Source organism: Aquimarina megaterium XH134 (assembly GCF_000520975.1).
Lineage (GTDB): Bacteria > Bacteroidota > Bacteroidia > Flavobacteriales > Flavobacteriaceae > Aquimarina > Aquimarina megaterium.
This window is the reverse complement of the sequence record NZ_JACB01000006.1, coordinates 18,739-41,721: the sequence shown is the minus strand read 5'-3', so window position 1 is coordinate 41,721 and position 22,983 is coordinate 18,739. Positions and strand designations below refer to the sequence as shown.

20 protein-coding genes are annotated in these 22,983 nt (G+C 33.0%); 7 read left to right on the top strand and 13 right to left on the bottom strand.

What is annotated here, in order from left to right:
- Positions 1 to 173 precede the first annotated feature (173 nt).
- The 7 genes from Z053_RS0106975 to Z053_RS29920 all read right to left on the bottom strand — a co-directional run bounded on the left by Z053_RS0106975 (position 174) and on the right by Z053_RS29920 (position 5,313).
- Positions 174 to 617: a molybdenum cofactor biosynthesis protein MoaE gene (locus tag Z053_RS0106975; RefSeq protein ID WP_025664321.1), complete on the bottom strand. Its 444-nt coding sequence runs from the start codon at positions 615 to 617 to the stop codon at positions 174 to 176.
- A gap of 41 nt (positions 618 to 658) precedes the next feature.
- A complete protein-coding gene (gene moeB, locus Z053_RS0106970) occupies positions 659 to 1,765 on the bottom strand; it encodes a HesA/MoeB/ThiF family protein (RefSeq protein ID WP_035095409.1) in 1,107 nt (368 codons plus the stop codon).
- A gap of 23 nt (positions 1,766 to 1,788) precedes the next feature.
- Positions 1,789 to 2,025, bottom strand: coding sequence for a MoaD/ThiS family protein (locus Z053_RS0106965; protein WP_025664319.1), 237 nt, complete (start codon positions 2,023 to 2,025; stop codon positions 1,789 to 1,791).
- Complete coding sequence (mobA, locus tag Z053_RS28050; protein WP_025664318.1) at positions 2,009 to 2,593, bottom strand: molybdenum cofactor guanylyltransferase; 585 nt, start codon at positions 2,591 to 2,593, stop codon at positions 2,009 to 2,011. Before mobA ends, Z053_RS0106965 begins: the two co-directional genes overlap by 17 nt.
- A 16-nt stretch (positions 2,594 to 2,609) precedes the next feature.
- Positions 2,610 to 2,945, bottom strand: coding sequence for a winged helix-turn-helix domain-containing protein (locus Z053_RS0106955; protein ID WP_025664317.1), 336 nt, complete (start codon positions 2,943 to 2,945; stop codon positions 2,610 to 2,612).
- A gap of 159 nt (positions 2,946 to 3,104) precedes the next feature.
- Positions 3,105 to 4,280: a molybdopterin molybdotransferase MoeA gene (locus Z053_RS0106950; protein ID WP_025664316.1), complete on the bottom strand. Its 1,176-nt coding sequence runs from the start codon at positions 4,278 to 4,280 to the stop codon at positions 3,105 to 3,107.
- Between the two features lie 484 nt (positions 4,281 to 4,764).
- Complete coding sequence (locus Z053_RS29920) at positions 4,765 to 5,313, bottom strand: hypothetical protein (protein WP_051476001.1); 549 nt, start codon at positions 5,311 to 5,313, stop codon at positions 4,765 to 4,767.
- 334 nt (positions 5,314 to 5,647) lie between these two features.
- Here Z053_RS29920 and Z053_RS31390 point away from each other — a divergent pair, with 334 nt between their 5' ends.
- From Z053_RS31390 to Z053_RS0106920, 5 genes are all read left to right on the top strand, one after another.
- Positions 5,648 to 5,809, top strand: a complete 162-nt coding sequence (locus tag Z053_RS31390; RefSeq protein ID WP_160170062.1) for a hypothetical protein — start codon at positions 5,648 to 5,650, stop codon at positions 5,807 to 5,809.
- Positions 5,810 to 5,899: 90 nt separating this feature from the next.
- Positions 5,900 to 7,855: an ATP-binding protein gene (locus tag Z053_RS0106935; RefSeq protein ID WP_025664314.1), complete on the top strand. Its 1,956-nt coding sequence runs from the start codon at positions 5,900 to 5,902 to the stop codon at positions 7,853 to 7,855.
- Between the two features lie 16 nt (positions 7,856 to 7,871).
- A complete protein-coding gene (locus Z053_RS0106930; RefSeq protein WP_025664313.1) occupies positions 7,872 to 8,540 on the top strand; it encodes a response regulator in 669 nt (222 codons plus the stop codon).
- A gap of 1,443 nt (positions 8,541 to 9,983) precedes the next feature.
- The gene (locus tag Z053_RS0106925) at positions 9,984 to 12,068 is read left to right on the top strand and encodes a TonB-dependent receptor plug domain-containing protein (protein ID WP_025664311.1); all 2,085 of its coding nucleotides are present in this window, start codon (positions 9,984 to 9,986) and stop codon (positions 12,066 to 12,068) included.
- A gap of 19 nt (positions 12,069 to 12,087) precedes the next feature.
- Positions 12,088 to 12,705: an HmuY family protein gene (locus tag Z053_RS0106920; protein ID WP_025664310.1), complete on the top strand. Its 618-nt coding sequence runs from the start codon at positions 12,088 to 12,090 to the stop codon at positions 12,703 to 12,705.
- A gap of 110 nt (positions 12,706 to 12,815) precedes the next feature.
- Here Z053_RS0106920 and Z053_RS0106915 read toward each other — a convergent pair whose 3' ends face one another.
- The 3 genes from Z053_RS0106915 to Z053_RS0106905 are packed head-to-tail and all read right to left on the bottom strand — an operon-like array spanning position 12,816 to position 16,817.
- Positions 12,816 to 15,374, bottom strand: a complete 2,559-nt coding sequence (locus tag Z053_RS0106915; protein ID WP_025664309.1) for a TonB-dependent receptor — start codon at positions 15,372 to 15,374, stop codon at positions 12,816 to 12,818.
- Positions 15,375 to 16,283, bottom strand: coding sequence for a FecR family protein (locus Z053_RS0106910; protein ID WP_025664308.1), 909 nt, complete (start codon positions 16,281 to 16,283; stop codon positions 15,375 to 15,377).
- 15 nt (positions 16,284 to 16,298) lie between these two features.
- Complete coding sequence (locus Z053_RS0106905; RefSeq protein WP_025664307.1) at positions 16,299 to 16,817, bottom strand: RNA polymerase sigma factor; 519 nt, start codon at positions 16,815 to 16,817, stop codon at positions 16,299 to 16,301.
- A gap of 267 nt (positions 16,818 to 17,084) precedes the next feature.
- On the opposite strand from Z053_RS0106905, the gene Z053_RS0106900 reads away from it, so the two are divergent.
- Both Z053_RS0106900 and Z053_RS0106895 read left to right on the top strand, forming a co-directional pair.
- Complete coding sequence (locus tag Z053_RS0106900; RefSeq protein WP_025664306.1) at positions 17,085 to 18,077, top strand: zinc-binding metallopeptidase; 993 nt, start codon at positions 17,085 to 17,087, stop codon at positions 18,075 to 18,077.
- A gap of 63 nt (positions 18,078 to 18,140) precedes the next feature.
- Positions 18,141 to 18,596, top strand: coding sequence for a DUF6438 domain-containing protein (locus Z053_RS0106895; protein WP_025664305.1), 456 nt, complete (start codon positions 18,141 to 18,143; stop codon positions 18,594 to 18,596).
- Positions 18,597 to 18,777: 181 nt separating this feature from the next.
- Here the strand turns inward: Z053_RS0106895 and Z053_RS0106890 are convergent, their stop codons facing one another.
- The 3 genes from Z053_RS0106890 to Z053_RS0106880 are packed head-to-tail and all read right to left on the bottom strand — an operon-like array spanning position 18,778 to position 22,981.
- Positions 18,778 to 20,979 (bottom strand): PepSY domain-containing protein, encoded by a 2,202-nt coding sequence (locus tag Z053_RS0106890; RefSeq protein WP_025664304.1) that lies wholly within the window; start codon positions 20,977 to 20,979, stop codon positions 18,778 to 18,780.
- Positions 20,980 to 20,991: 12 nt separating this feature from the next.
- Entirely contained in the window at positions 20,992 to 21,486 is a 495-nt protein-coding gene (locus tag Z053_RS0106885) for a DUF2271 domain-containing protein (RefSeq protein ID WP_025664303.1), read from the bottom strand.
- A 1-nt stretch (position 21,487) separates the two neighbouring features.
- Positions 21,488 to 22,981: an ankyrin repeat domain-containing protein gene (locus Z053_RS0106880; protein WP_025664302.1), complete on the bottom strand. Its 1,494-nt coding sequence runs from the start codon at positions 22,979 to 22,981 to the stop codon at positions 21,488 to 21,490.
- Positions 22,982 to 22,983 lie beyond the last annotated feature (2 nt).

Below are 22,983 nucleotides of genomic sequence, written 5' to 3'. Positions count from 1 at the left end.
TCCATTCAATTCTTCTTAATTAGTATGAACCGAAAGAATATTAATCTTTGCGGTTTTAACATTCAGTTTTATTTTGGATTCCAGCCTACGCTGGAATGACAAACCATAAGTTATTTTGTTTCATTCGTCATTTCTTTTTCGATTCTTGTTTTTTTAGAATTCATAAAACAGGACTAACTATTCTGTTTCCATTGATGTGTTTGATCTTCAAAAATTTCTTTTCCAAAAACAGGAACATCAGCTTTAATAGCTTCAACCACGTATTCTAGAGCTTTAAAAACTACTTTTCTTCTCGGGGAAGACACAAACACAAAAAGACAAATCTCTCCGGCATTTACTGTCCCTAAGCTATGGTAAATATGCATACAAGTAAGGTCAAATTTTTCGAAAGTGGCCTCTCGTATTTCATAAAACTTTTGATTTGCCATTTCTTCATAAGCAGTATAGTCAATAGCCGTAACGATCTTACCATCAATTTCATCTGCACGAACCTGCCCCAGAAATATGTTATGGGCTCCTATACTGGTTTTAGTTTGATGTTTTGCAATAGATGTTCCTATAAATTCTGACGAAATAGGACCTTGTACAAATACATTTTTTGGTTTCTTTTTTTCCATAGTTATTTTTTAGATCTTTTTAATCCAAATGTCTTTAGACCTCACAGGTCTCTAAGACCTGTGAGGTCTGGTATGATTTCATGTAAAGCAATAGCCCCTCCTTTTATATGAGATATGTTTCTGAATCCATTCTGAAGTAAGACATCTAAAGCTTTTTTACTTCGAATACCGGATTGACAAAAAACTATCGTTTCTTTTTGCTTAGAAATAGTATCTAATTTTTGTTTAAGACTACCTAATGGGATATAAATAGGGTTTAAATATTCAATTTTTGGTTGCTCATGAGTCTCACGAACATCTATAAATTGGGCGTTTTTTACTAAAAAAGCTTCTTGGGCAGTGATTTCTGAAATTTGCTTCACACCACAAAAAAGGTCATAATCATTAGTTTCAAATCGATTTGCAGAATCGAGTACTTTGGATACTTCTGCTGTAACTCGATTAATAGTAAAAGATGAGAATTGTGTAGTTAAGCAATTGTACATTAACAGTTTTCCGTTAAGTACATCACCCAGGTCTAAAATAATTTTAAGAACCTCGTTGGCTTGCATACTACCAATAATACCTGGTAATACTCCCAGAACTCCTATCTCTGAGCAAGAAGGAACACTTCCTGCTTTTGGAGGTTCAGGGAATAAGCATCGATAAGAAGGACCATTTTGATAATTAAATACAGATACTTGCCCTTCATACTTAAAAATAGCTCCATATACCAACGGTTTATCGGTGATAATACAAGCATCATTAACTAGGTATCGGGTAGAGAAATTATCAGTCCCATCAACAATAATATTATATTCAGAAAAAAGAGATATGGCATTTTTTGGAGTTAGTTTTTCTGTATATGTATTAATAGTTACTGTAGGATTAAGATCTGTAAGGCGCTGTTTTGCTGCTACGGCCTTATTTGTTCCCAAAGAATCGGTGCCATATAGAATCTGGCGATGTAAGTTAGAGATATCTACGGTATCAAAATCAACAATACCAATTGTGCCTACTCCTGCTGCTGTAAGATATTGTAGTACAGGACACCCCAGTCCACCCGCCCCGATAACTAATACTTTTGCAGTATCTAGTTTTTCCTGACCAGCGGTGCCGATCTCGGGCAAGATGATTTGTCTATGATATCTGGGATTAAAAGAATTCATGATCTATATTTTGAATAATTAAATTATCCACCAGCGAATGGCGGCAACAAAGCTACTTCTACTTCTGAGTTAATAATATGACTTTGGTCAACTAATTGTTGATCAATAGCCACTTTAAAATCAGTATTATCTAATTTTGGGTATTGATTTTTTAGCTTTTTTACTAATTGAGAAACCGAACAAACCTCGGTTTGTAAGTATTCTTCATTAGTTGTTGTGGCCTCGGCCAGCATACCAAAATATTTAATGGTCAATTGCATTTGTAATTGTTTTTAAATCCTCAATGGTATTCATATTAGTTACCAAAAGACGCTCTTTTTCAAGTACGGTAATGGTTTTTGTTTTTACTACTGAAATAAGTTTACGTAAACGTCGCTCTCCATTCGCTAGTAATTCTTGACATCGATCTGCACATTGTTTTTTATATAATGCGATTAGTGGAATACTTTTTCCGTCGGCTTCAAATTGAACGATATCGTAATCTTCTTTTTCATGAGATAGCAGCTTTTTTAAGAATTCGGTCGTTACTAAAGGAACATCACAGCTAATAACCAAATTATGTTCTGTATTACTATGCATTAATCCAGAGTGTAGCCCTGCTAACGGCCCAGATTCAACTATAATATCTTCAACTCTTTTGACCCCAAAAGCATCATAATCAGAATTACTACTAACAATAAGTATGGTATTAACCAATGGGCTCAATACATCAATACTATGCTGAATAAAAGGTTTGCCATCGAGTAGGATCAATCCTTTTTCTCGTCCCATTCGAGAACTCTTTCCTCCGGCAAGGATAATTCCTGTTATATTTTTTGGGTCAATCATATAAACGTTAAAATGGTTATAGTGAGATTTGTTTTAACTCTTTATCCAGAAACTCCCAGCATTTTTGATTAATGTTATCAAATGTTTCAATGACTTTCTCACCATACGGAGTAAGATTGGCTCCGCCACCGCCTTTACCACCAGTAGAAGTAATCACCAAAGGTTCTTTGGTAGATTTGTTCATGCTGTCTAATAAGTTCCAGGCTTTTTTATATGACATTTCTAACGCACTGGCTGCCTTGCTTAATGAACCTGTTTGTGCGATCGCTTTTAATAATTTTACTCTTCCTTCACCTAAAAACACACCGTGCTCAGATTCTATCCAAATTCTACTTTTTATTACATAATCCATATCATAAAACCGTTAGGTTTTCAAAGATACAACGATTTTTTTAGAGTTTTTTTCTTTTAAAAGATTTTTTAGATCAAAAATGGTATAAGCTTAACCAGACCTCACAGGTCTCTAAGACCTGTGAGGTCTAATTCTAATTACCTTATATACTCGAGGATTTTATGGCAAATTAATTACCTGTACTATATCACCAATATTAACTTCTGTTACGTTTTCGGGAAGATAAACCAAGGCATTGGCCTGGGCAAAAGATCGTAGCATAGAAGATGCCTGTCCATCAAGGATAGTTACTTTGTCTTTTTGGGAATATGCTTTTAAAAACTCTGCTCTTTGGCCTTTTTTTGTGTATTTGAGATTAGAACTAGCGGTAGTTCGTTTTAAACTATACTCTTTATATCCTGAGATTTTGAGCAATGCAGGTAATACATAGATATAAAAACAACTTAGTGAAGAAGCAGGGTTACCGGGTAACGCAAATATGGTTGTACCTTGTTTTTTGGCAAAATAAAGTGGCTTTCCTGGCTTTTGCTTTACTTTATAAAAAATTTCATCGACATCTAATGCTCTTAGTGCTTTACCTACAAAATCATAATCCCCAACCGATATTCCGCCAGAAATTAAAACCGCATCATAATGAGCTATTGTATTTTCTAAAAGAGCAAGAGTAATATCATATTCATCTTCTACCTTAAAATAAGATATATCGGCAAATCCTACCTTAGTCAAAGCAGTCGATAGCATGATCGAATTACTCTCATAGATTTGTCCATATTTAAGAGTTTGCCCTGGTGGTACTAATTCATTTCCTGTAGCGATGATTGCTATAGAAGGTTTTTGATAGACCTGTACATGAGTGATTCCCAAAGACGCTAGATATCCTACACCGGCAGCGGTAATTGTAGTTCCTTCTAAGAGTGCGATATCGTCTTTTTTTATTTGCTCGCCAAGAGGGCGAATATTAGCATTAGACGGTACAACCTCTTGTAGTAGTACCTGGTTATTTTGTATTTCTACCTTTTCTTGCATGATAACGGCCTTTGCTCCCGATGGTACAGGGGCACCGGTAAAAATTCTAATTGCTTTACCTTGCTCGAGATTAGGATCGGTATCGTCGCCGGCTTTTACTTCACCGATTAGATCAAATTTTTTCTCTTCGACAGATCCCAATGCATATCCGTCCATTGCAGATTGTCTAAAAGGTGGCATATTGATGGGAGACTTAATATCTTTTGCCAGTACATATCCCAATGCTTTTGATATCGGTGTTGTAGTGATAACATCTGTTTTTTTGATGCTATTATTGATGAGTTCAAGGGCTTTTTCTACAGCTATCATAGGTAATTTCGTTGTGTACACAAAGATACAGCGAAATTTGATTAGCAAAACTCTATTTTGAAAAGTTTTGTATAAATATGCTCAAAACAGATAGTTGAATTTATAATGTTGTGTATTGACGTGTTTTGGTATCTGGTAGGATTTTAGACCTCACAGATCTTAGAGACCTGTGAGGTCTGGTTAAATAGGATGTATATACTATACCGATAACCAGTATTCATCATTAAAAAAGACCCCACAGGAATACCGAATCATGTTCAGTATGTACCTATGGAGTCTTACACTTAGGGTTGAGTTGATCCTATTCCTTGAATAAACTCTGTTAAAAAATGTTAGTCAGGGTCTTGTCAATGATTATAAAATCATGTTTTTCCAATTACATTTTGACAGACACTCTATGACTACACTGGTTATTGTTGACTTGTTCGACTTATACTAGACTTGATTTAGTACAAGTTTAACGGGTCTTTTACGGGATTCCTCATCATAAGGATACGATAGTCGTAATCCTAAGCGTGGGATTGATCTGAGAGATAATGGTAATACTCTTATCTGTTTTTTCGATCACTTTGGTCTCAGGAATAATGTCTACAACTTGGTTTTCATTTTTAAGATAGTAGGCATTTTCTTCTTTCTGAAATGACTCACTTAATGTTACTTCATTCTCGGTATTTGATTTTAAGTAAATAGATAAGGGTCTTGGCTTAAAATCGATAAGCCATGCGATTAACTCTAGGTTAGCAGGAGTGGTTGATTTTGTTTCTCCTGTTAAAAAATTTACAATGGGTTTGAATTTGTCACCGTGAACACGTTCGATAGCGTATGCTTTGTTTTCTCCTTCTTCAAATTGAAAAAAACGATTTAGAATACTTTCATCATACTTCTCATTTCTACGGTTTAACAGCCATAAGCAGGCTTCTTTAATTTGTTTTCGGGTTGGTTCTTGGAGATAACAGTTCATTTCTCCACCTTTTTCCCTTTTGTACTTTTCAAGAATCTCATTCTTGTACGTCACACTTGTTTTTGTTCTCATAGGCATAGGTTATTGGAATCTTTAGGATTTCAATGGAATCTTTGGAATCCTTGGAATTGTTTACGGAAATAGACTTGGGGTCTTTATAAATTCGCTTCAACAATTAGTTCCAGTTTCATTTTGCTAACATAGTAAATGTATGGATTTAGATGTTACGGAAATCCGTAGCGCGATGGTAAAAGCTCAAAAGGAAAGTGGCTAAACACTACCGCACCGGATTTCAACTTTCCGAAAAAATGAGGGAATATTCCCGCACTATTTGATTGCTATCCCAAATCCCTGGTATAGAACCAGGCAGCAATCCCCATGTTAAATCTTAAAAAAATAAAATATTATGAGAACTTTTTTATACCTACTTATGACCCTTTTTATCACGGCAAACCTTGCATCTTGTACTGCAGATAATATTAACGATACAGAAGACATCTCTGTTGAGACAGTTGCTACAGGTGATGATGGACAAGTTAATAATGATGAAGATAATGGAGGGAATTAATGATTCCTTATTGAATAATAATTATTAAATTGGGTGTATGTAGTAGATTTTATACTATTGTACACCCAATATATTTAGTATTTTAGGGGAATGAAACTTTGGCGTGTCGATTCCTTCTATATTATAACGATTATACTACTACTTTTATGCAGTAGTATACCTGTTTTTGGCCAGGCAGAAGCAAAAACTTCTTTTTCACAATCTCAGTTAGATAGTCTTGCTCGATATTATAACCTTAGTAAGGCAGATTCTTTATCCATACCAGAACGTTTACAGCATGTTAGTTCATACTTAAAAGGAATACTATTATCTAAACAAGATTCTTTAATTTATGATGGGTTAATGCAAAAAACATGGTTGTTAGGTAAAGTTAGACAGTATGATAGTGCTATTACATATGCCCATCAATTTTATACTATGGCAAAGTATAATCAAGATACTATGTATATAATAAATGCCTTGAATAAACTTAGTATATACTATAAAAATGATAATCAGTTGGCAGAGGCTTTTAACTACTACAATGAAAAATTTAAATTATACAGGATAATAGAGGATACAATTGGAGCTGGTAGAAGTTTATTGAATATGGCAAATATCCAAACCTCTTTAGGAGATCATTCAGGAAGTAAAACGACAGCAGTGGACGGAGTAACTTATTTAGAACGTACCTCAGACTTAAGAAATCTTGCAGGGCTCTATCATATTATTTCAGTAGCGAATAGAGAACAAAAAAACTATAGAGAAGCTATAAAATATAATTCAAAGGCTATGGCTCTTGGGAATGATAGTATATCAGTAAAAACTATAGGAATTAAAAATATTTTAATTTTTAAAAATACAAAAGCCAATATATTGGCTGATCAAGGGAAATATAAACAAGCAATATCGATATTAAAAACATTGGTGAGTAATACTGTAGTACAACAAGATCAAAGAGAACATGCAAGAGTGTTAAGTAATTTAGGATATATACAATGGTTAGAAAATAAAGACAATGAGGGTTCTGAAAAACTCCTCCTCAAGGCTTTAGAAATGCGAAAAGAAATACAAGATGTTCAAGGAGTTATAGCTAATAGTATTTACCTTGCTACATATTATTTGGATAAAGATAAAATACAAGCTTTAAAATATGCAGAAACTGCTTATAAAGACTCAAAACAACAGCATAGTTTAGCATTAATTCTTGAGTCCTTAGGATTTATATTTAAGCTAAAAGAGAAAACCAATGAAGAGGCAAAAGAGTATGATCGAATTCATAAAAAAATACAAGAGGTAAACCAAAGCAACCGGGAGATCTATGCGGTAACCCGCTATGAAAACGATAAACTCACCAACGAAAACCTGATTCTAAAAGCAGAAACGGCCAGAAAAGAACGGCAACAGGTGATTTATGTGTTTAGTACACTGTTTGTTTTTTTAATAGGAGGGCTGTTGTTTTATTTATACAGGCAACGACTACGCCGAGAAAAAATACGGGAGGTATATAATGCAGAAGCACGTATCTCTAAAAAATTGCATGATGAGTTGGCCAATGATGTATACCAGGTGATGATGCAGATGCAAAATGATCAAAATGACCCTGGGGTCTTAGATAAATTAGAAGAAATATACAATACCACCCGGGATATCTCTAGGGAGCATAATAGTTTTAAAACAGGAGAAGAATATGCTACCGAACTTAATGGTATGTTAAGTAGTTATAGTACCAATGGTACCAAGATTATTATTAAAGATATAGATGAGATCAACTGGCAGGCGATAAATCCAGAAAAAAAGATCATTGTACACCGTACTTTGCAAGAATTAATGGTAAATATGAAAAAACATAGTCATGCCGAACTGGTGGCGATCACATTTAAGAAAACACCCAAAGGTGTAGTAATAACGTATGCTGACACCGGTGTTGGCGTAGCTTCAGAAGAAATAATATATAGTAACGGACTCCAAAATACGGAAAACCGTATAAAAACGATCGGAGGATCATTTATCTTTGATTCAGCAAAAGGAAAAGGCTTTAAAGCGAAGATAAATTTTCCGAATTAATTATAATATAGAGCTTATGTTTAAGAAAGTTTTAGTCACAGAAGATCTTGGTAGTATTAGCCATGGTATCGCACATATTCTTCGAGAAAGAACTGGGATTGATGAAATACAACAAGCACAATATTGTGATGATGCTCTTTTAAAATTTAGAAGAGCAATTAGTGATCATGCCCCTTTTGATCTGTTGATCACAGATCTTTCGTTTAAAGAGAGCCACAGAGAACGAAAATTGGCTTCGGGGATTGAACTTGTAGAAGCCATACGAGAGATCCAACCTAATGTTAAAGTTATTATATATTCTATGGAAGATAGACCCGGTAAAATTAAATCGTTTTTTGCAGAACAGCACATAGATGGTTATGTATGCAAAGGACGCTATGGACTAAACGAATTGGTAAAATCGGTTACCGATGTGTTTAACAACATTCGATACGTATCCCCACAATTAGAAAGTGCAATGAGTAAGAATAATGTTTTCGAACTCCAGGATTATGATATTTTGTTATTAAAGCATTTGTCTGATGGCCTTACCCAGGAAGAGATAGGGAATCATTTTAAGAAAAATCAAATTTCACCTAATAGTACAAGCTCTATAGAGAAGCGACTTAATAAATTAAAATATAATTTTAAAGCAAAAAATGCCATTCACCTGGTGGCAATGACCAAAGATTTAGGTCTTTTATAGGTTTTTTGATAGAAGTTTACCCTTCGACAAGCTCAGGGTGACAGAGAGTTACTTTTACATTTATTATTCGACATTCGTTATTCAGTATTCGATATTTATTATCCTTTGTCACCCTGAGCTTGTCGAAGGAGCACTAAAACGTTACTCCAATTGTAGATTCTGGATCAAGTTCTGAATGATAAGCTAACTCATATTAAAAATACTAATACCCTTTGGCATCCTTAATTCTTGGGTATTAGGGACTATGCTGAAGTCTCTAGCTAATGGGGAAATATTACCTACCAGATAATGCGATGAGATGTTTTAAATGTAAAAATCTCAAAATCAGATATTTAAATTTTTTAAATACCAGATTCACATTAGTTTAACGCTTTTATTACGGAAATCCACAAGGAATTGTCGTTTATTAGCTTTAAATTTGAGGTAATACTTAAAATAACTGAGATTGTTGACTTAGAAAGAGCAGCAATTACAGCTTTGATCAATCGTAAAAAACTACTGAATAGGTAGTTATAAAACAGAAACAACCCCGCAATTGTAAAACTTTGGCGAGCCAACAAAAGCAGGGTCTGAATAACGATTGATTTAATGTAAACCAACCATTATAAGGATGTTTTTAGAGTAAATAGCTCAAAAAAGGATATGATTTCTGAATGATTTAACCCTAAATCCTTATATATAATTTCTATTCGATAATTTGTGTCTAAAAAATATAAAACGAACTATTTTATCTTTTTTAGTAGTTCTATTTTCCTAAAGCACAATATAGTAAGAAGCTTTCAAATAATTACGGTTTCCCGTAAGATATTTCTCCTTTTTTTTAAATATTTTTTGCACTATTTCCATATTAAATCCCATAATGCTAGTATAAAAATCTATAATTCAGTGATTTATATTGCATGTTTTATAAGGTTGGTTGTAAGAAGTTACGGTATAGAGGTAAATATAGGAATGGCTTGTTGAAATTTGTTTAGAGATCTATTTTTAAGGATTTTTTGTTAGCATAAACCAAAGATTAAGTTTTATTGATAATCGTCTTTTTTATCAGACCTCACGAGCTTATTTGAACTTGTTTCAGCATCTCAGTGAGGTCCGAAGGTGGGGTAATCGGGTAATCATATATTTTGTTACATGTACCAATAACAAAAAAGCTCTCTGGATATCCTTGTTTTTTATAATCGATTAGGGTAGCAAATGTTTCGGGATTTCTAAATATAACTTTGTAACAACCACATATCTCTTTAATGGGATTACATTCTAATTGCTTTTTTCTACTTAAGTAATTGCTATAGATCGTAATGCTATTCCCAAAAATGTACAAAATGTCGTTTTCATCATTTGTAGGTTATTTCTGTAATTTAATAACAAAAATAGTTAAGTTTATTTAGAATAAATAAAAATAAATATATATTTGCACTCTATTAAGAAACATTCTAAATAAAAATGAAGTTTGAGAATCTGATAATCTGTGTTTTAGCAGGTTTTGTTGTTGTAAATGGATATACGCAAGAAAAAACTATAGATACTACTTTGGTTAATGAGCTACAAGAAGTAGTTCTTACAGCTACCCGAACAAAAAGACAGCTTTCTTCTCTGCCTTTACCAGTTACTATTGTTTCTCAGGAAACCATTAAGCAATCGGGAACCATTAGACTTAATGAAATCCTAAATGAGCAAACAGGAATTATAACTGTTGCCGATGAAAGCGGTTTCGAAGGAGTACAAATACAAGGTATTGCTTCAGATTATATTTTAATTCTTATAGATGGTGTTCCTCTGGTGGGTAGAAAAGCAGGAAATTTTGATGTAAACAGATTAACCGTTGGTAATATAAAACAAGTAGAAGTGGTTAAAGGGCCATCAAGTAGTCTTTATGGTTCTGAAGCTTTGGGAGGTGTAATTAATATCATTACCGAGAAACCAAAAAGCGATGTGTTATCGGGTAATGCTTCTTATCGAATAGGCAGTTATATCCAGCAGGATATTAATGTAGATATTAAGCAACGTATTAAGAAACTTGGTTATGGTGTTTTTGCAAATCGATTTTCTAGTGAAGGTTATGATCTTACTCCTGATACTGCGGGACAGACTGTAAACCCATTCGAGAATTATACATTTAACGGCAGGTTATATTATGATTTTTCTGATCAGTTTTCGTTATTTCTGTCTGGTCGTTTATATACGCAATACCAGGATGCTGGATTTACCACCAATACTACAAGTTTTGAAGGAGACAGCGAAGAACAGGAATGGAATAGCCACATACGTCTCGATCACAAATGGAGTGATCATCTAACTACTCAATACGAGTTTTATTATACGAATTACAATGCCAAAGAAGAACTGGCAGACTCTAGTTCTGGCGATATAGTAAGTGATAGTGATTTTGATCAGCGTTTATTACGTCCAGAAATACGAACTACCTACGCTTTTAAAGATAGAAGTAAACTTACCCTCGGGGTGGGCTTTCAATACGACCAGTTGGATCGTACTTTTTTTGATATGCAAGTAGATTTTAATTCTCAATATGCGTATGCTCAATATGATTTGCATCTTATTGAGCGATTAAACATCATTGCGGGAGCACGTTTTGATAATCATTCAGAATATAGCAACCAGTTTAGTCCTAAGCTTGCATTACGGTATAAAATCACAGATGCGTTGGCTGCTAAAGCTTCTGTAGGATATGGTTTTAAAGCTCCGGATTTTAGACAGCTTTATTTTGACTTTACAAACTCTGCTGTCGGCTATACTGTATTGGGGTATAATGTGGCTTTAGAAAAATTAAACGAACTACAGGCGCAGGGTCAAATTCTTGATGTAGTTGTTCCCGAATCATCGCTACAAGATCCCCTTGAAGCAGAGAGTTCTATAGGATATAATGCAGGATTAACTTATAAAGAAAAGCGATGGAATGCAGAACTCAATTTCTTTAGAAACGATTTTAAAAACCTTATCGATACTCGTGTTATTGCTCGTAAAACCAATGGGCAAAACGTGTTTAGCTATTTCAATTTTGATAAAATATACACTACAGGTCTAGAATTTAATACTAATTACAGGATAACTGATAATGTAAGATTGAGTGCAGGTTACCAACTACTCTATGCCTTTGATAAAGAAAAAGAAAAACAAGTGAAAAATGGCGAAGTATTTGCTCGTGATCCCGAAACTAACCAAACAGTTGTAGTCTCGAGATCAGAATATTTTGGACTTGTGAATCGCTCGAGACATAATGCAAACTTTAAAGTTTTTTATGATATCGTTTCCGCGAAAGCGAATATAAACCTAAGGCTTTTATATAGAAGTAAATATGCCTTGTTTGATACTAACGGTAATGATCTTATAGATGATTATGACACCAGCTTTGTTGATGGATTTGTGACAGCAAATATTGCAGCCAGTAAGACCTTTTATGAAAAATTTACACTACAAATAGGTGCAAACAATCTTTTTGATTATACCGAAGATAACATTCCCACTTTACCTGGGATACAATTATATGCAAAACTTAACTATCAATTTTAATATTTTAAATGTCATGACAATGAAAAAATTATCAATATTATTTTTAGTACTTAGTACAGTACTTATTTCGTGTAGCAGCGATGATGATGCACCTACTCCAGTACCTGTTAAATCTGAGAAAATTTCTAACCTTGAAGCTATACAAACAGGTGGTCAGGGAACTGGAAACCCTATAGGAGGGGCATTTACCAAATTTGATTTTGAGACAGGAAAAATAACTACCAGTGATACCGATTGGGATGTTGCATTTAGAGGTACTACCATAGCAATTAATGGAGGAACAGTTACTGGTGTTGCAGAAGAACCCGCACGTAATGGTACTGTAGGAGCAGCAGTAGTTACTGGTACATTTGCAGGTGTAACCAGTGCAAAAGATGTAACTTTTAGTCAAGATGCAGATGCTGCATTTGCGATCCCTACAGGAAGTGATAAAGGTTGGTATAATTATGCTGGACCTCCAAGTCATTTGATCTCTCCAATTCCTGGAAAAATACTTGTTTTTAAAACTCGTAACGGTAACTATGCAAAAGTAGAAATACTGAGTTATTATCAGGATGAGGATACTTCTAAAAAGTCACAATATTATACATTTAATTATGTGTATAATCCTAACAAAGGAGAAACATCTTTTGAGTAATGCTATTGATGCAAAAAATTATGAACTAGCCTATTTAAACTAATTCTTTATACTCATGATAAAAACTCCTCAAAACTTGAGGAGTTTTTTATATATAAAGAAACAATGATTTAAAAACTTAGTCTAAATGTAACATTAGGAGTAATATTAAGAGAAGATTTATTGATTTCTCTTAATTCGTAAGAAATATTATTTTCACTATCGGTTAATTGATAGAGTGGATAACTTCGATCTAAAATATTTTTTCTCCCATATAGGTTTAATAAAGAGAAGCCCAGGCGGCTTTTTATTCTATCATTTTTTGATGACCAGTTAAAATCATATACTACAGAAAAATCCAGTCTGTGATAATCGGGTAGTGACTTAGAATTTATAGCACCGTATTGAACAATGGGTTGATTATCTACTATTGTAAATCCTAATGCAGGAGTATATGGGGTACCGGTACGATATTTCCACCCCAAAGAAAACTGAAATTTCTTCCACTGATAAGCATGAGACCAAGAAACAGAATGCGTGATATTATTATTTCCTTTAAACGCTTTACCCTGATTAAGGGTATTAAATATGAACTCGGTATCAGAAAATGAATACCCAAGCCAGGTAGAGTACTTACCTGCTTTCTTTTTAATTAATAGATCTATTCCCGTAGAGATACTTTCTCCTTCAGACAGATCACCAGAAGTAGACTCAAACCCTCTGGTTAGCGAAGTAAGTCCTTTTATCTTTTTGTAATAGGTGTCTATCTCAATGTTCCAATTTTTTTTATGAAAAAGAGTGCCCAGCGTGTATTGTTGACTTCTCAACAATGGGATATCATCTTCTTGCGCTGCGACCCATAACTGATTTTCGAGACCAAAATTAAAAGTAGCAAACTCAATCACCTGGCTAATAGATTGATTTTTGACTTCTGCAGATCCTTTAACCCTAAAATGCTTTCCTATTTTTCGTTCTACATAGAATCTGGGTTCGATAAAAGTAGATTGTAATGCAGCGTAATAATTTCCTCTTACCCCAAGACTAATCAACCATGTTTTGGGAGAACTATATTGTAATTGAGAATAAAAACTATGAGTAGGATTCTCTTGATAATTTCCAACTTCAGCATCATTTTCTTTTAGATAAAATGCTACCTGATTATGGTAGAATTGATATCCATTAGAAAAAGTGAAATGAGGATTAATAGTCCAGTCAGAATGAAATAACACTCCGTATTCTTCGATGGCATTTTCTTTTTCGATAGTTAGATCTTGATTAATAAAGAGATTTCTCCCCTGGTATTCGAGTACATATTCAGAATATGAAAATTGTGTTTTTGTAGAGAATCGAGAACCCCACTTGCTATCCCAGGAAATATTTGTTCCAAAATTTTTAATAGCCAGCTTATCTTGTGACATATCTGCAAATTGAGAATCCTTAAAAGAATAATCAAGTTTGTTTTGAGTAAACAAATTAGAAATAGAGATATCGTGTTTTTTAGAAAGATTGGCAATTAATTTTAGGGTTACATCGGTAAAATAAAATAGCTCTTTATTTTCTGAAGATTCAGGATCAAAAATAGATCTGTTATCAGTAATACTTGTATTCTGAAAAGCCCGGTTAGAGTAAGTGTTAATTGTTGGAGTATCAATAACATCGGTAATAGATCTTCTGGCCGATAGTAAAACAGCAGTTTTTTTAGAAATAGGAAGTTTTAAATACCCATCGGCATGAGTCATATTAATTCCTATACCTCCTTGTGTTGTATCGGGTACAGTTTGATCTGTTTTGATGTCAATAACTCCCGAGACCCGATCTCCATAAATAGGTTGGGTTCCACTTTTGTATATGGTAATATCTTTGGTGATGTATGGATTGAAAGCAGAAATAAGCCCAAAAAAGTGATCAGAATTATACATTTTAATACCGTCCCATAGAATTAGGTTTTGATCGGGAGTACCACCTCTTATATAAATCCCCGAAGCGGTTTCGAGCGGACTTTCGATCCCAGGTAATAGTTGAATATTTTGCAAAATATCGGGCTCAGATAATCCCGAAATTATATTTAAATTATTTGGTTGAATTTTAACCGAGCCATCTCTGGTTTTTACTATTCCAGAGGTTAGATATTCTTTTATTATGACTTCGTTTAACACAAAATCTTCGGGAGACAGAATGTAGGTGTCACATTTTTTGTTGATTACTTTTTTAAGAGGGATAGCAATGGTTTTATATCCAAGATATGAAATAGTTAAAGTATCTGATATGCTATTATCTTTTAAAGAAAAAAAACCTTTATCATCAGATGAGGTCCCTGTTTTTTTTACTTCGTTAAGTATAGTTGCTCCCTCAATAGGGGTGTGGGTTTCATCGGTTAGATATCCACAAAAAGAAGTTGTTTTATTAAGTTTAACAACGTAGTACCGTTCATCAACTTGCGTAAAATGTATGGGAAATTGACTAGATATTATTGCTATAATTTCGTCTAAAGATATAGCATCTTGATCTACGGTGATCGTTATGTCTGTGAATGACGAGGTGTTATAAGAAAATTTTACATCAAAAAGCCCTTCCATTTCGGTTAGAAAACCGTCTAATGAGAGGTCAATATAATGTATGTCTTTCTTTTTTTCTTGAGCATTTGCAGTTAGAAAAAAAAGAAAAATAAGCAATAAAAAGTGGTATTTCATTTATTCTTTAGACAATTCTACAGTATTCTTGTCTATAAAAATAAACTTAATATCCATTGCATCAAAAATAGTATGCAAAGCATTTTGCAAATTATCATGGGCAAACCCACCACTGTATCGCTGATCGATACCAATACGCTCACTTTTAATAGTAATTTTATATTGTTTTTCGAGAGCAGATATCACCTGTTGTAATGGGGTGTTGACAAAGCTACTTTCTCCTGCAGTCCATGAAGGAGCAGTATCATTTAATTCCCATTCTTCGAATGATGAATCAATACTTCTTACTGCTTGTCCTTTGGTAATAATTTTCGAAGAAATTCCATTTTCTACTTTCACTTTACCTTCGTAACAGATTACCTCAAAAAATTTAGAAGAAGCATTAACGTTAAATTGTGTGCCTAATACCGATACAGAGTTGTTATCAGATTTTACGGTAAATGTATTTCCTTTTTTCACTTTAAAAAAGGCTTCTCCATCTAAAAATACGATTCGTTCTGTATTTTCCCAGCTTCCTTTTTTATAGTATAGTTTTGATTTGGCATTCAAAATTGCTTCAGAACCATCAGGAAGTGTTATTGCTAGTCGTTCTCCAAATCCGGATTGATGTGTAATGTTTTGATTAAAAAATAAAGTGTAGCCCAGAATAAGTGCAATACTTGCAGCAATTGCATATGCCCACCCAGGAATTAAAGAGATTACTTTTTTCTCTTTAGAGATATCTTCTTGAATACGATCAAAAAGTTTTTCTCTATCTACCGTTGGGACTTCGAGTAACTTTGTTCCTTCTAGAATAGTTTCGTATAAAATATAATCCTTAGATTTTTTGAAAGCATTGATTTCTTCTTCGGATAATTCACCGCTGGCCCATTTGGCTAAAAAAACATCTATGTTATCTGACTTTTCCATTTTTTTATTCTCTTGTTAAACCGCGCGCCCTAATTTTTCTCTTAATTCTAATAATGCTAAATGCATTCTTCGCTCTACTGCTTTTTGGGTTAACCCAATAATCTCGGCAATTTCTTTATAGGTTTTCTTGTCTTTTCTGCTTAATAGAAAGACTTCTCTTTGCTTTGGCGGGAGTTCAGAAATACTACGTTGTAATTTTACCATGAACTCTTTTTCTTCCATTAAAAACTCGGGACTATAATCATATTGAATAGAAGAGAAGCTTTGCTGATTGTATTTTAGGATTACTTTTTCATGATTCAGCTCATTAAAAAAAGCGTTTTGAGCTACTTTCATTAAAAATGATTTTGCTTTACCAAAAAGTACTTTCTTGCAATTTTTCCAAAGTTTTACAAAAGCATCCTGCGTTATGTCTTCTGCCTGTTTCATATCTCCACACTTATAATAAATGAAATTCAGGATCACTTCAGAATGATTATCAAAAATTATTCTAAAGTTTTTTTCATCACAAACAGACTTTTGTTTTTCTGACATCTTAGAAATACTTAGCTTTTTTTCAAAACTACGGTATTTAAAGAAAAAGTATAGAAAGATGTTGTTTTTTCTTTCTACTAATGCCTTTTACTTAAGCTTTTATTGTAATGATATCTCCATATACTATAACAACAGTATATTTTGCTTTTACCCTATTTCTAAATTTTTTTTAGAAGATTTTAAAAAAAAGTAAATAAAAAAATAGGGTGTTTTAGAAGTTCACTGTTGTGTAAGAAAGGACGTTTAATTTTTAACCCAAAATAAACCATGAAGAACGTGAAAAAATGGAATTATATACTGATCATTTTTCTGAGTATAGCGACAATTTCTATTCAATCCTGCAGCAAAGATGATGATGCAGCCGGCCCACAGCCGAATTCGAATACAGATACCCAAGGTACTACTGGTGGCGATACAGGAACTGACAGTGGGACTAGTGGTGATGGTGGAAGTATAACTCTTTATAAAGTTGATGGCGATAAAATCATAAAAGAAAAAGATTATAAAGTAACTGGGAAACTGTTAGAGTTTCAAAAAGATACTAAAAAGCATGAGGAAATATGGGACTTGGTAAAAAAAATTGTTCCGCCCGATTATAGATCAAAAATGAGTGAATTTGTAATTTTTGCTGGCGAGAATGATGGAACCGCTGGATATGTAGTAGAAAGAACACAGGACCTCTCGAAATGGCAGATGGGTATCGCGATAGATTTTGCATATCAAGGAGGATTTAATGCAAGAGGAGAACTGGCCTATACTATAGTGCACGAATTTGGACATATCATCACTTTGGATAAAGTACAGGTTGATTCTTCTGTATCTCAAGGCGATTGCAAAAATTTCTTTACAGGAGAAGGATGCTCCAGAGATAATTCTAATATCAATAAACTATATCAAAATCATTGGGCCGATATCTGGGAAGAATTTCGAAAAGTGAATAATCAAAATGATGCACAAAAATTTTATGATAAATACAAAGAACGCTATGTAACGCAATATGCTTCTACCAATCCCGGAGAAGATATCGCAGAGATCTTTGCAACGTTTGTGACCAGAGCAGGAGGAGTAAATGGAAGCAGTAGAGCAGAAAAAAAGATCCAGATGATGTATGATAATGCAGAAATGATAAAACTGCGAAATTATATAAGAGGAAATATCGCAAAAAGTAGTAGAAGCTTCCTACCATTGCCCGGATCATGGAAAAATGCAAATACTTTCGGTAATAAAAATAAAACACACTGTAGTATTCACAAGCATTAGAATGATAAAAATTGTAGCAGTGATTTGGTCATTCAAACCACTACTACTTAAAAAAGATAGTGTATGAAATATGTAATGATAATATTAATAATGGTAAGTTTCTCTTGTCAATCCACCAAAAATGCTGCTGTAAATACATCAAAAGATAAAGCGCTGGTATATTATTCAAAAGGATCTTGTATGGGAAAATGCCCGGTGTATGATGTATGGATATATGAAGATGGCTCGGTCTCTTACTCGGGAATACACCACGTTTCTGTAAAAGGAAATATAAAAGCTAAACTAGAAGAACAGGAACTTAGAGCGTTACAAACGATGCTAAATAAAGGTTCATACGAAGATTTGACTTTTAAAAAAGTGAGAGATAAGCCAATTACTACATTGCGTTTTAATGGTAGAGAATATAAATATTATTCTTCCAAAATTGATGGTGCCCTAAAAGAAATTGATACTACATTAAAAAATGCAATAGATAACATCACAATGGGTTACGAAAGTGGTGAAAATAAAGAGGGATAGTTTTTTGGGTAGGCCTTGAACTAGATGTCTTTAAAAATAGAGGAAATTAAGGGGTTAATAATAATAAGTAGTAATGATTTGATTTGTAAAGGTTGCCCTTAATTTAGTGTCTATTTATAAACCTGATGAGTTTAACTTGTCAGGTTTTTTTTTGATTAGAATATATTAAGAGTTCTAAAAATTAGTAACAATCCATTTTAAGCTGTCCTTTATTTTGATAATGACTTATTGGTTTATTATTAAATTCTCTACATATTTTATCTAAGAGATTAATAACCTCTTTTTGCATGATAACAGATCCACAAATTAGTATAACTCCGTTTTTGTCTAATGTTTTTGTAATTAGATTACCATTTCTTTTTAGTACATGTTGTACATATATTTTTTCTGGTTGAGCTCTAGAATAGGCAGGATAAAAAGTAGTTAAATTATTGTCTTTTAAACTGTCCTGAATTATTTCGTTATACAATTCATTAGATTGTTTATTTCTTCCTCCCCAAAATAGATGTGTTTTTATTTTCTTATTGTTTTTACTAATCATTCCTAAAAAAGGAGCTATTCCTGTTCCGTTTGCAATCATAATAACCTCTTTTGCATAGGTTGGGAAATTAAAATCAGGATTTCGCTTTATTGATGCCGTAATGCTATCATTTTTACTAAGCTTACTAAAATAAGTCGAACATATTCCGAATTCATGCTTTTTAATACTCAAAAGAATATCGTCATCAATTTTACCAATAGAGTACAGGCGTTCGACAGCATTGCCTTCTGGATAAAAAGCTAGTAAATCTCCTGATGTAAACCGTATTTTTTCTTCTGGACGTAAACGAAGTATGAAGGTGTTATCATTATTGAGTGGCGATCTATGAACAATAGAGAACCGTTTATTGTTTTTAGATTTTGTGGTCTTTTGTAACTGTTTTACTTGTATGGGTAAATCAATCTTTTCTCCCCATTTTAAAGACCAGTTTTTAAAAGATTCATAAGATTGGTTATGTATAGAGTATAGTTCTGCAATCGATTTAAATTTTGGATGAGATTGTAACATTTTGTCAATGTCTATCGCGTACTTACAAAAATCAGGATACGCTAATGAACCGAAACCGACAACCGAAAATTTCATTTCTTTTTTAGGTTCGATTTTTTTAAAAGATTGCTCAAAGCTCTTTGCATTTGTAGGAGGTTCTCCCTTACCATAAGTTGCTGTAAATACGACTAAATGCTCTGCTTTTTTATAGGAGGAATACTTGTTTAATTCTGAAATAAAGACCGTTTTTCCCAAATCAATTAAAGCATCATAGAAGAGTCTTGCATAATCAAATGTGTTTCCGGTTTCTGACCCAACCAAGATGATGTATTCAGATTTGTCTTTATGATAAACATTTTTTAGTACCAGACTTTTCTTTCTTCGTTTTAGAGTCATTAAAAAACCTGAATACATAAAGAACAAAATAGAGCAGCTAGAAATAAGTAGGATGACAGACCATAGGATACTTCCTTGACCTGTATGTAACACCAAGCTCCAATGTGATAGTAATGTATTAAAAGGATACTCTACTTCGCTTAATACATCGCCTGTAAATTGATTAATATTCAATTCTCTATCAGATAGTTTTATATGAAAATAATCCTCGGGATCATCAGAAAAAGGGAATTCTACTTTTCTAACATGTTTTAACTGCATTTGATTAAAAACTTCAAAATCTTTGATTTGCTGTTTGGGAATTTCTTTTATATTCTCAAAATCTATTTGATGTTTAACGATATTGGATGGTAGCAGTGAAAATTTTTCTAGTGACAAGTATACACCAGTTAGGGCTATTATAATGATAGGAATTAATGTTAATCGGCCTATTTGTATGTGGTAATATTGTTCAAAATTCTCCTTTATAACTTTAGAAAAAAAACGACGTATACCTTGTTGTCTTTTAATAATTAAAAGAACTCCGGTTGTTGCAATTAAAAATAATATAAAAGAAACTAGTCCCACAAAAAAACGACCAGTACTTTTTAGAAATAAAGAACGATGTAGATTGGTCGCAAACTTAAAGACGGGAGCTTTTTCGATAATATCACCTACTTTTTTACCAGTTAGCGGGTCGACATAAAAGGTTTTGTTTTTTCCTTCTTTGGTAATTACCGAGGCTGATACAAAATCATTATTATCAATTTCAATTTCAATTATTTCATCATAATGTTTTTGCAATACTGTTATGGTTTGTGCAAGAGTGAGATTTTTTGTGTTGTTTGCAGCATAAGGCTCTAGCTGATTCGATATAGGTTCGAATGCTAAAATAATCCCTGTTAAAGAGGCTATAAGTATAAAAGCAAATGAAGATATAGCCAAAGCAAGGTGGCTATATCTCCAAATTGAAATTGTCATTTAATCGTATTGTTATTGTGGCATCATACGAATATATCGTATAAATCCTTTTCCTTCAACTTTACTTTTTACAGTTTCAGATGTTAACTCAAACTCTACATCATCTTTATAATACTCTTGATCTTCTACAGCGGATTCAAAACGTATCTTATAGCCAGAGTCTATCTTATCGTTTTCAATTTCAATAATATTGATAGATCGTCCACCGCCACTTACAGTTGCTCCTGTGATCGCATCAATGTCTTGACGTTTTTTTCCATAGAATTTCCACCAATCTGTAATATCATGGTACCATTCTTCATCATCACCTTGTACAAATAGTGTTTTTTCGTAGTTTCCGTTCGGGTCTAATAAAGAAATAACGATATATGCACCTTCTCCCGTATAATTTGTCATTTGTATCATGCATTTATAAGTATTACTATCTGTAGTACTTTTAAACCCAAATACTGTAAAAATGGCAAATGCTATTATCGGAAACAGTTTAAATGTTACTATTTTTTTCATTTTATTTTAAGAAATTTAAATCTACGTTGTTTCCCTTTAATACTTCATTTTCACTTGCCAAATCAAATACAGATTCTTCAAAATCAGTTTTAATGGTCTTATCGGCTCCAATAGATAATAAATATGTTAAGATTTTATTATTCTTAGCACTCATTGCTGCTTTATGTAAGACTGTAATTCCCTCTTTATTCTTAGCATTGATATCGATATTATAATCAGGAATCATTTTTAATAACTCCAGATCGTTTTTCTCTATAGCTAAATGATATAATGTATTTCCATTTTTTTGAGGCTTGGCAATATCAAATCCTTTTTTAGTCAAAGCGACTATTTTCTTTTTGAATTGATCAACCTTGTTGGGATTATACGATTTTAGTGTGTAGTATACCAAATTATTTCCTTTAGAATCGATAACATTTACATCGGCTTTTTGACTTATTAAAAAATCAACTACATCTATTGTGTTGTTTTTTATAGCATTGGTTAACGCAGAATGCCCCTCTTTATTAGTGGTATTTACATCATTTGTCTTTTTTACCAATAATTTTACTACCTCTAAGGTATTGCTATGAGATGCATTTAACAAAGGAGTATTACCTTTATCATCCTTTTGATTACTATTTACCCCTTTATCTAAAAAGTAGTTGAATGTGTTTAAGTCTTTATTACCATAAGCGATGTTATGCAGTGGTGTTATTCCATCTTTATTAGTAATGTTCGGGTTAATGCCTAAACCTTCTAAGTACTTGATAAAACTCAATGGATTATAACCGCTACGTGAGCCTATAGTAGCTGCCAAAATAGCGTTATCCCCGTTGGCACTTGGATTTTTATAAGGCAATCCCTTTTTTATTAATAACTCCAACATGGTTTTGTTGCCCTTATAAGCTGTATAGTTAAAAGCTCCGTTTCCATGGTTGTCTATACTATCAAGATTAAGTCCTTTGCCTACAAAATAATCTACAAGTTCAAAATCTTTTAAATGACCAATTAATAGTAATAAAGCATTGGCTCCTTTTTCATCTAAATCACTTTTAACATCAATCCCGTTTTTTATAAACACATCGTAGATTTCTGTATTAGTTTGTCCTGCGACGGCAGCAAAAGTTAATGGTGAAAAATTGTGTGAATCTTTTAAATCTAATCTGGCATTATTATTAATGAGATGTTTTACCAATTCAAGATTTCCTTTATAAGCTGCCCAAAATACATAGGTTCGTTTATCATGGGTTAACTTGTTAACGCCATTCCCTTTTTTAGAAAGCAAGTGTTTTATTATTGCATTATCTGCGTTTTCTAAAATAGCATATACTACAGCATCAAATCCATTTTTGTTTAATACTGTTGCACTATTACCTTCTGTAATTTTCTGGTCTATAACTTCTATTGAAGGATTAGTCTTCCAGAATTCTCTTTCTAAAAAAACATTTTTTGTCTGAGCTTGTATAACATTAACAAACAAAAGAAATGCGGCTAATAATTTTATAGTATTCATTT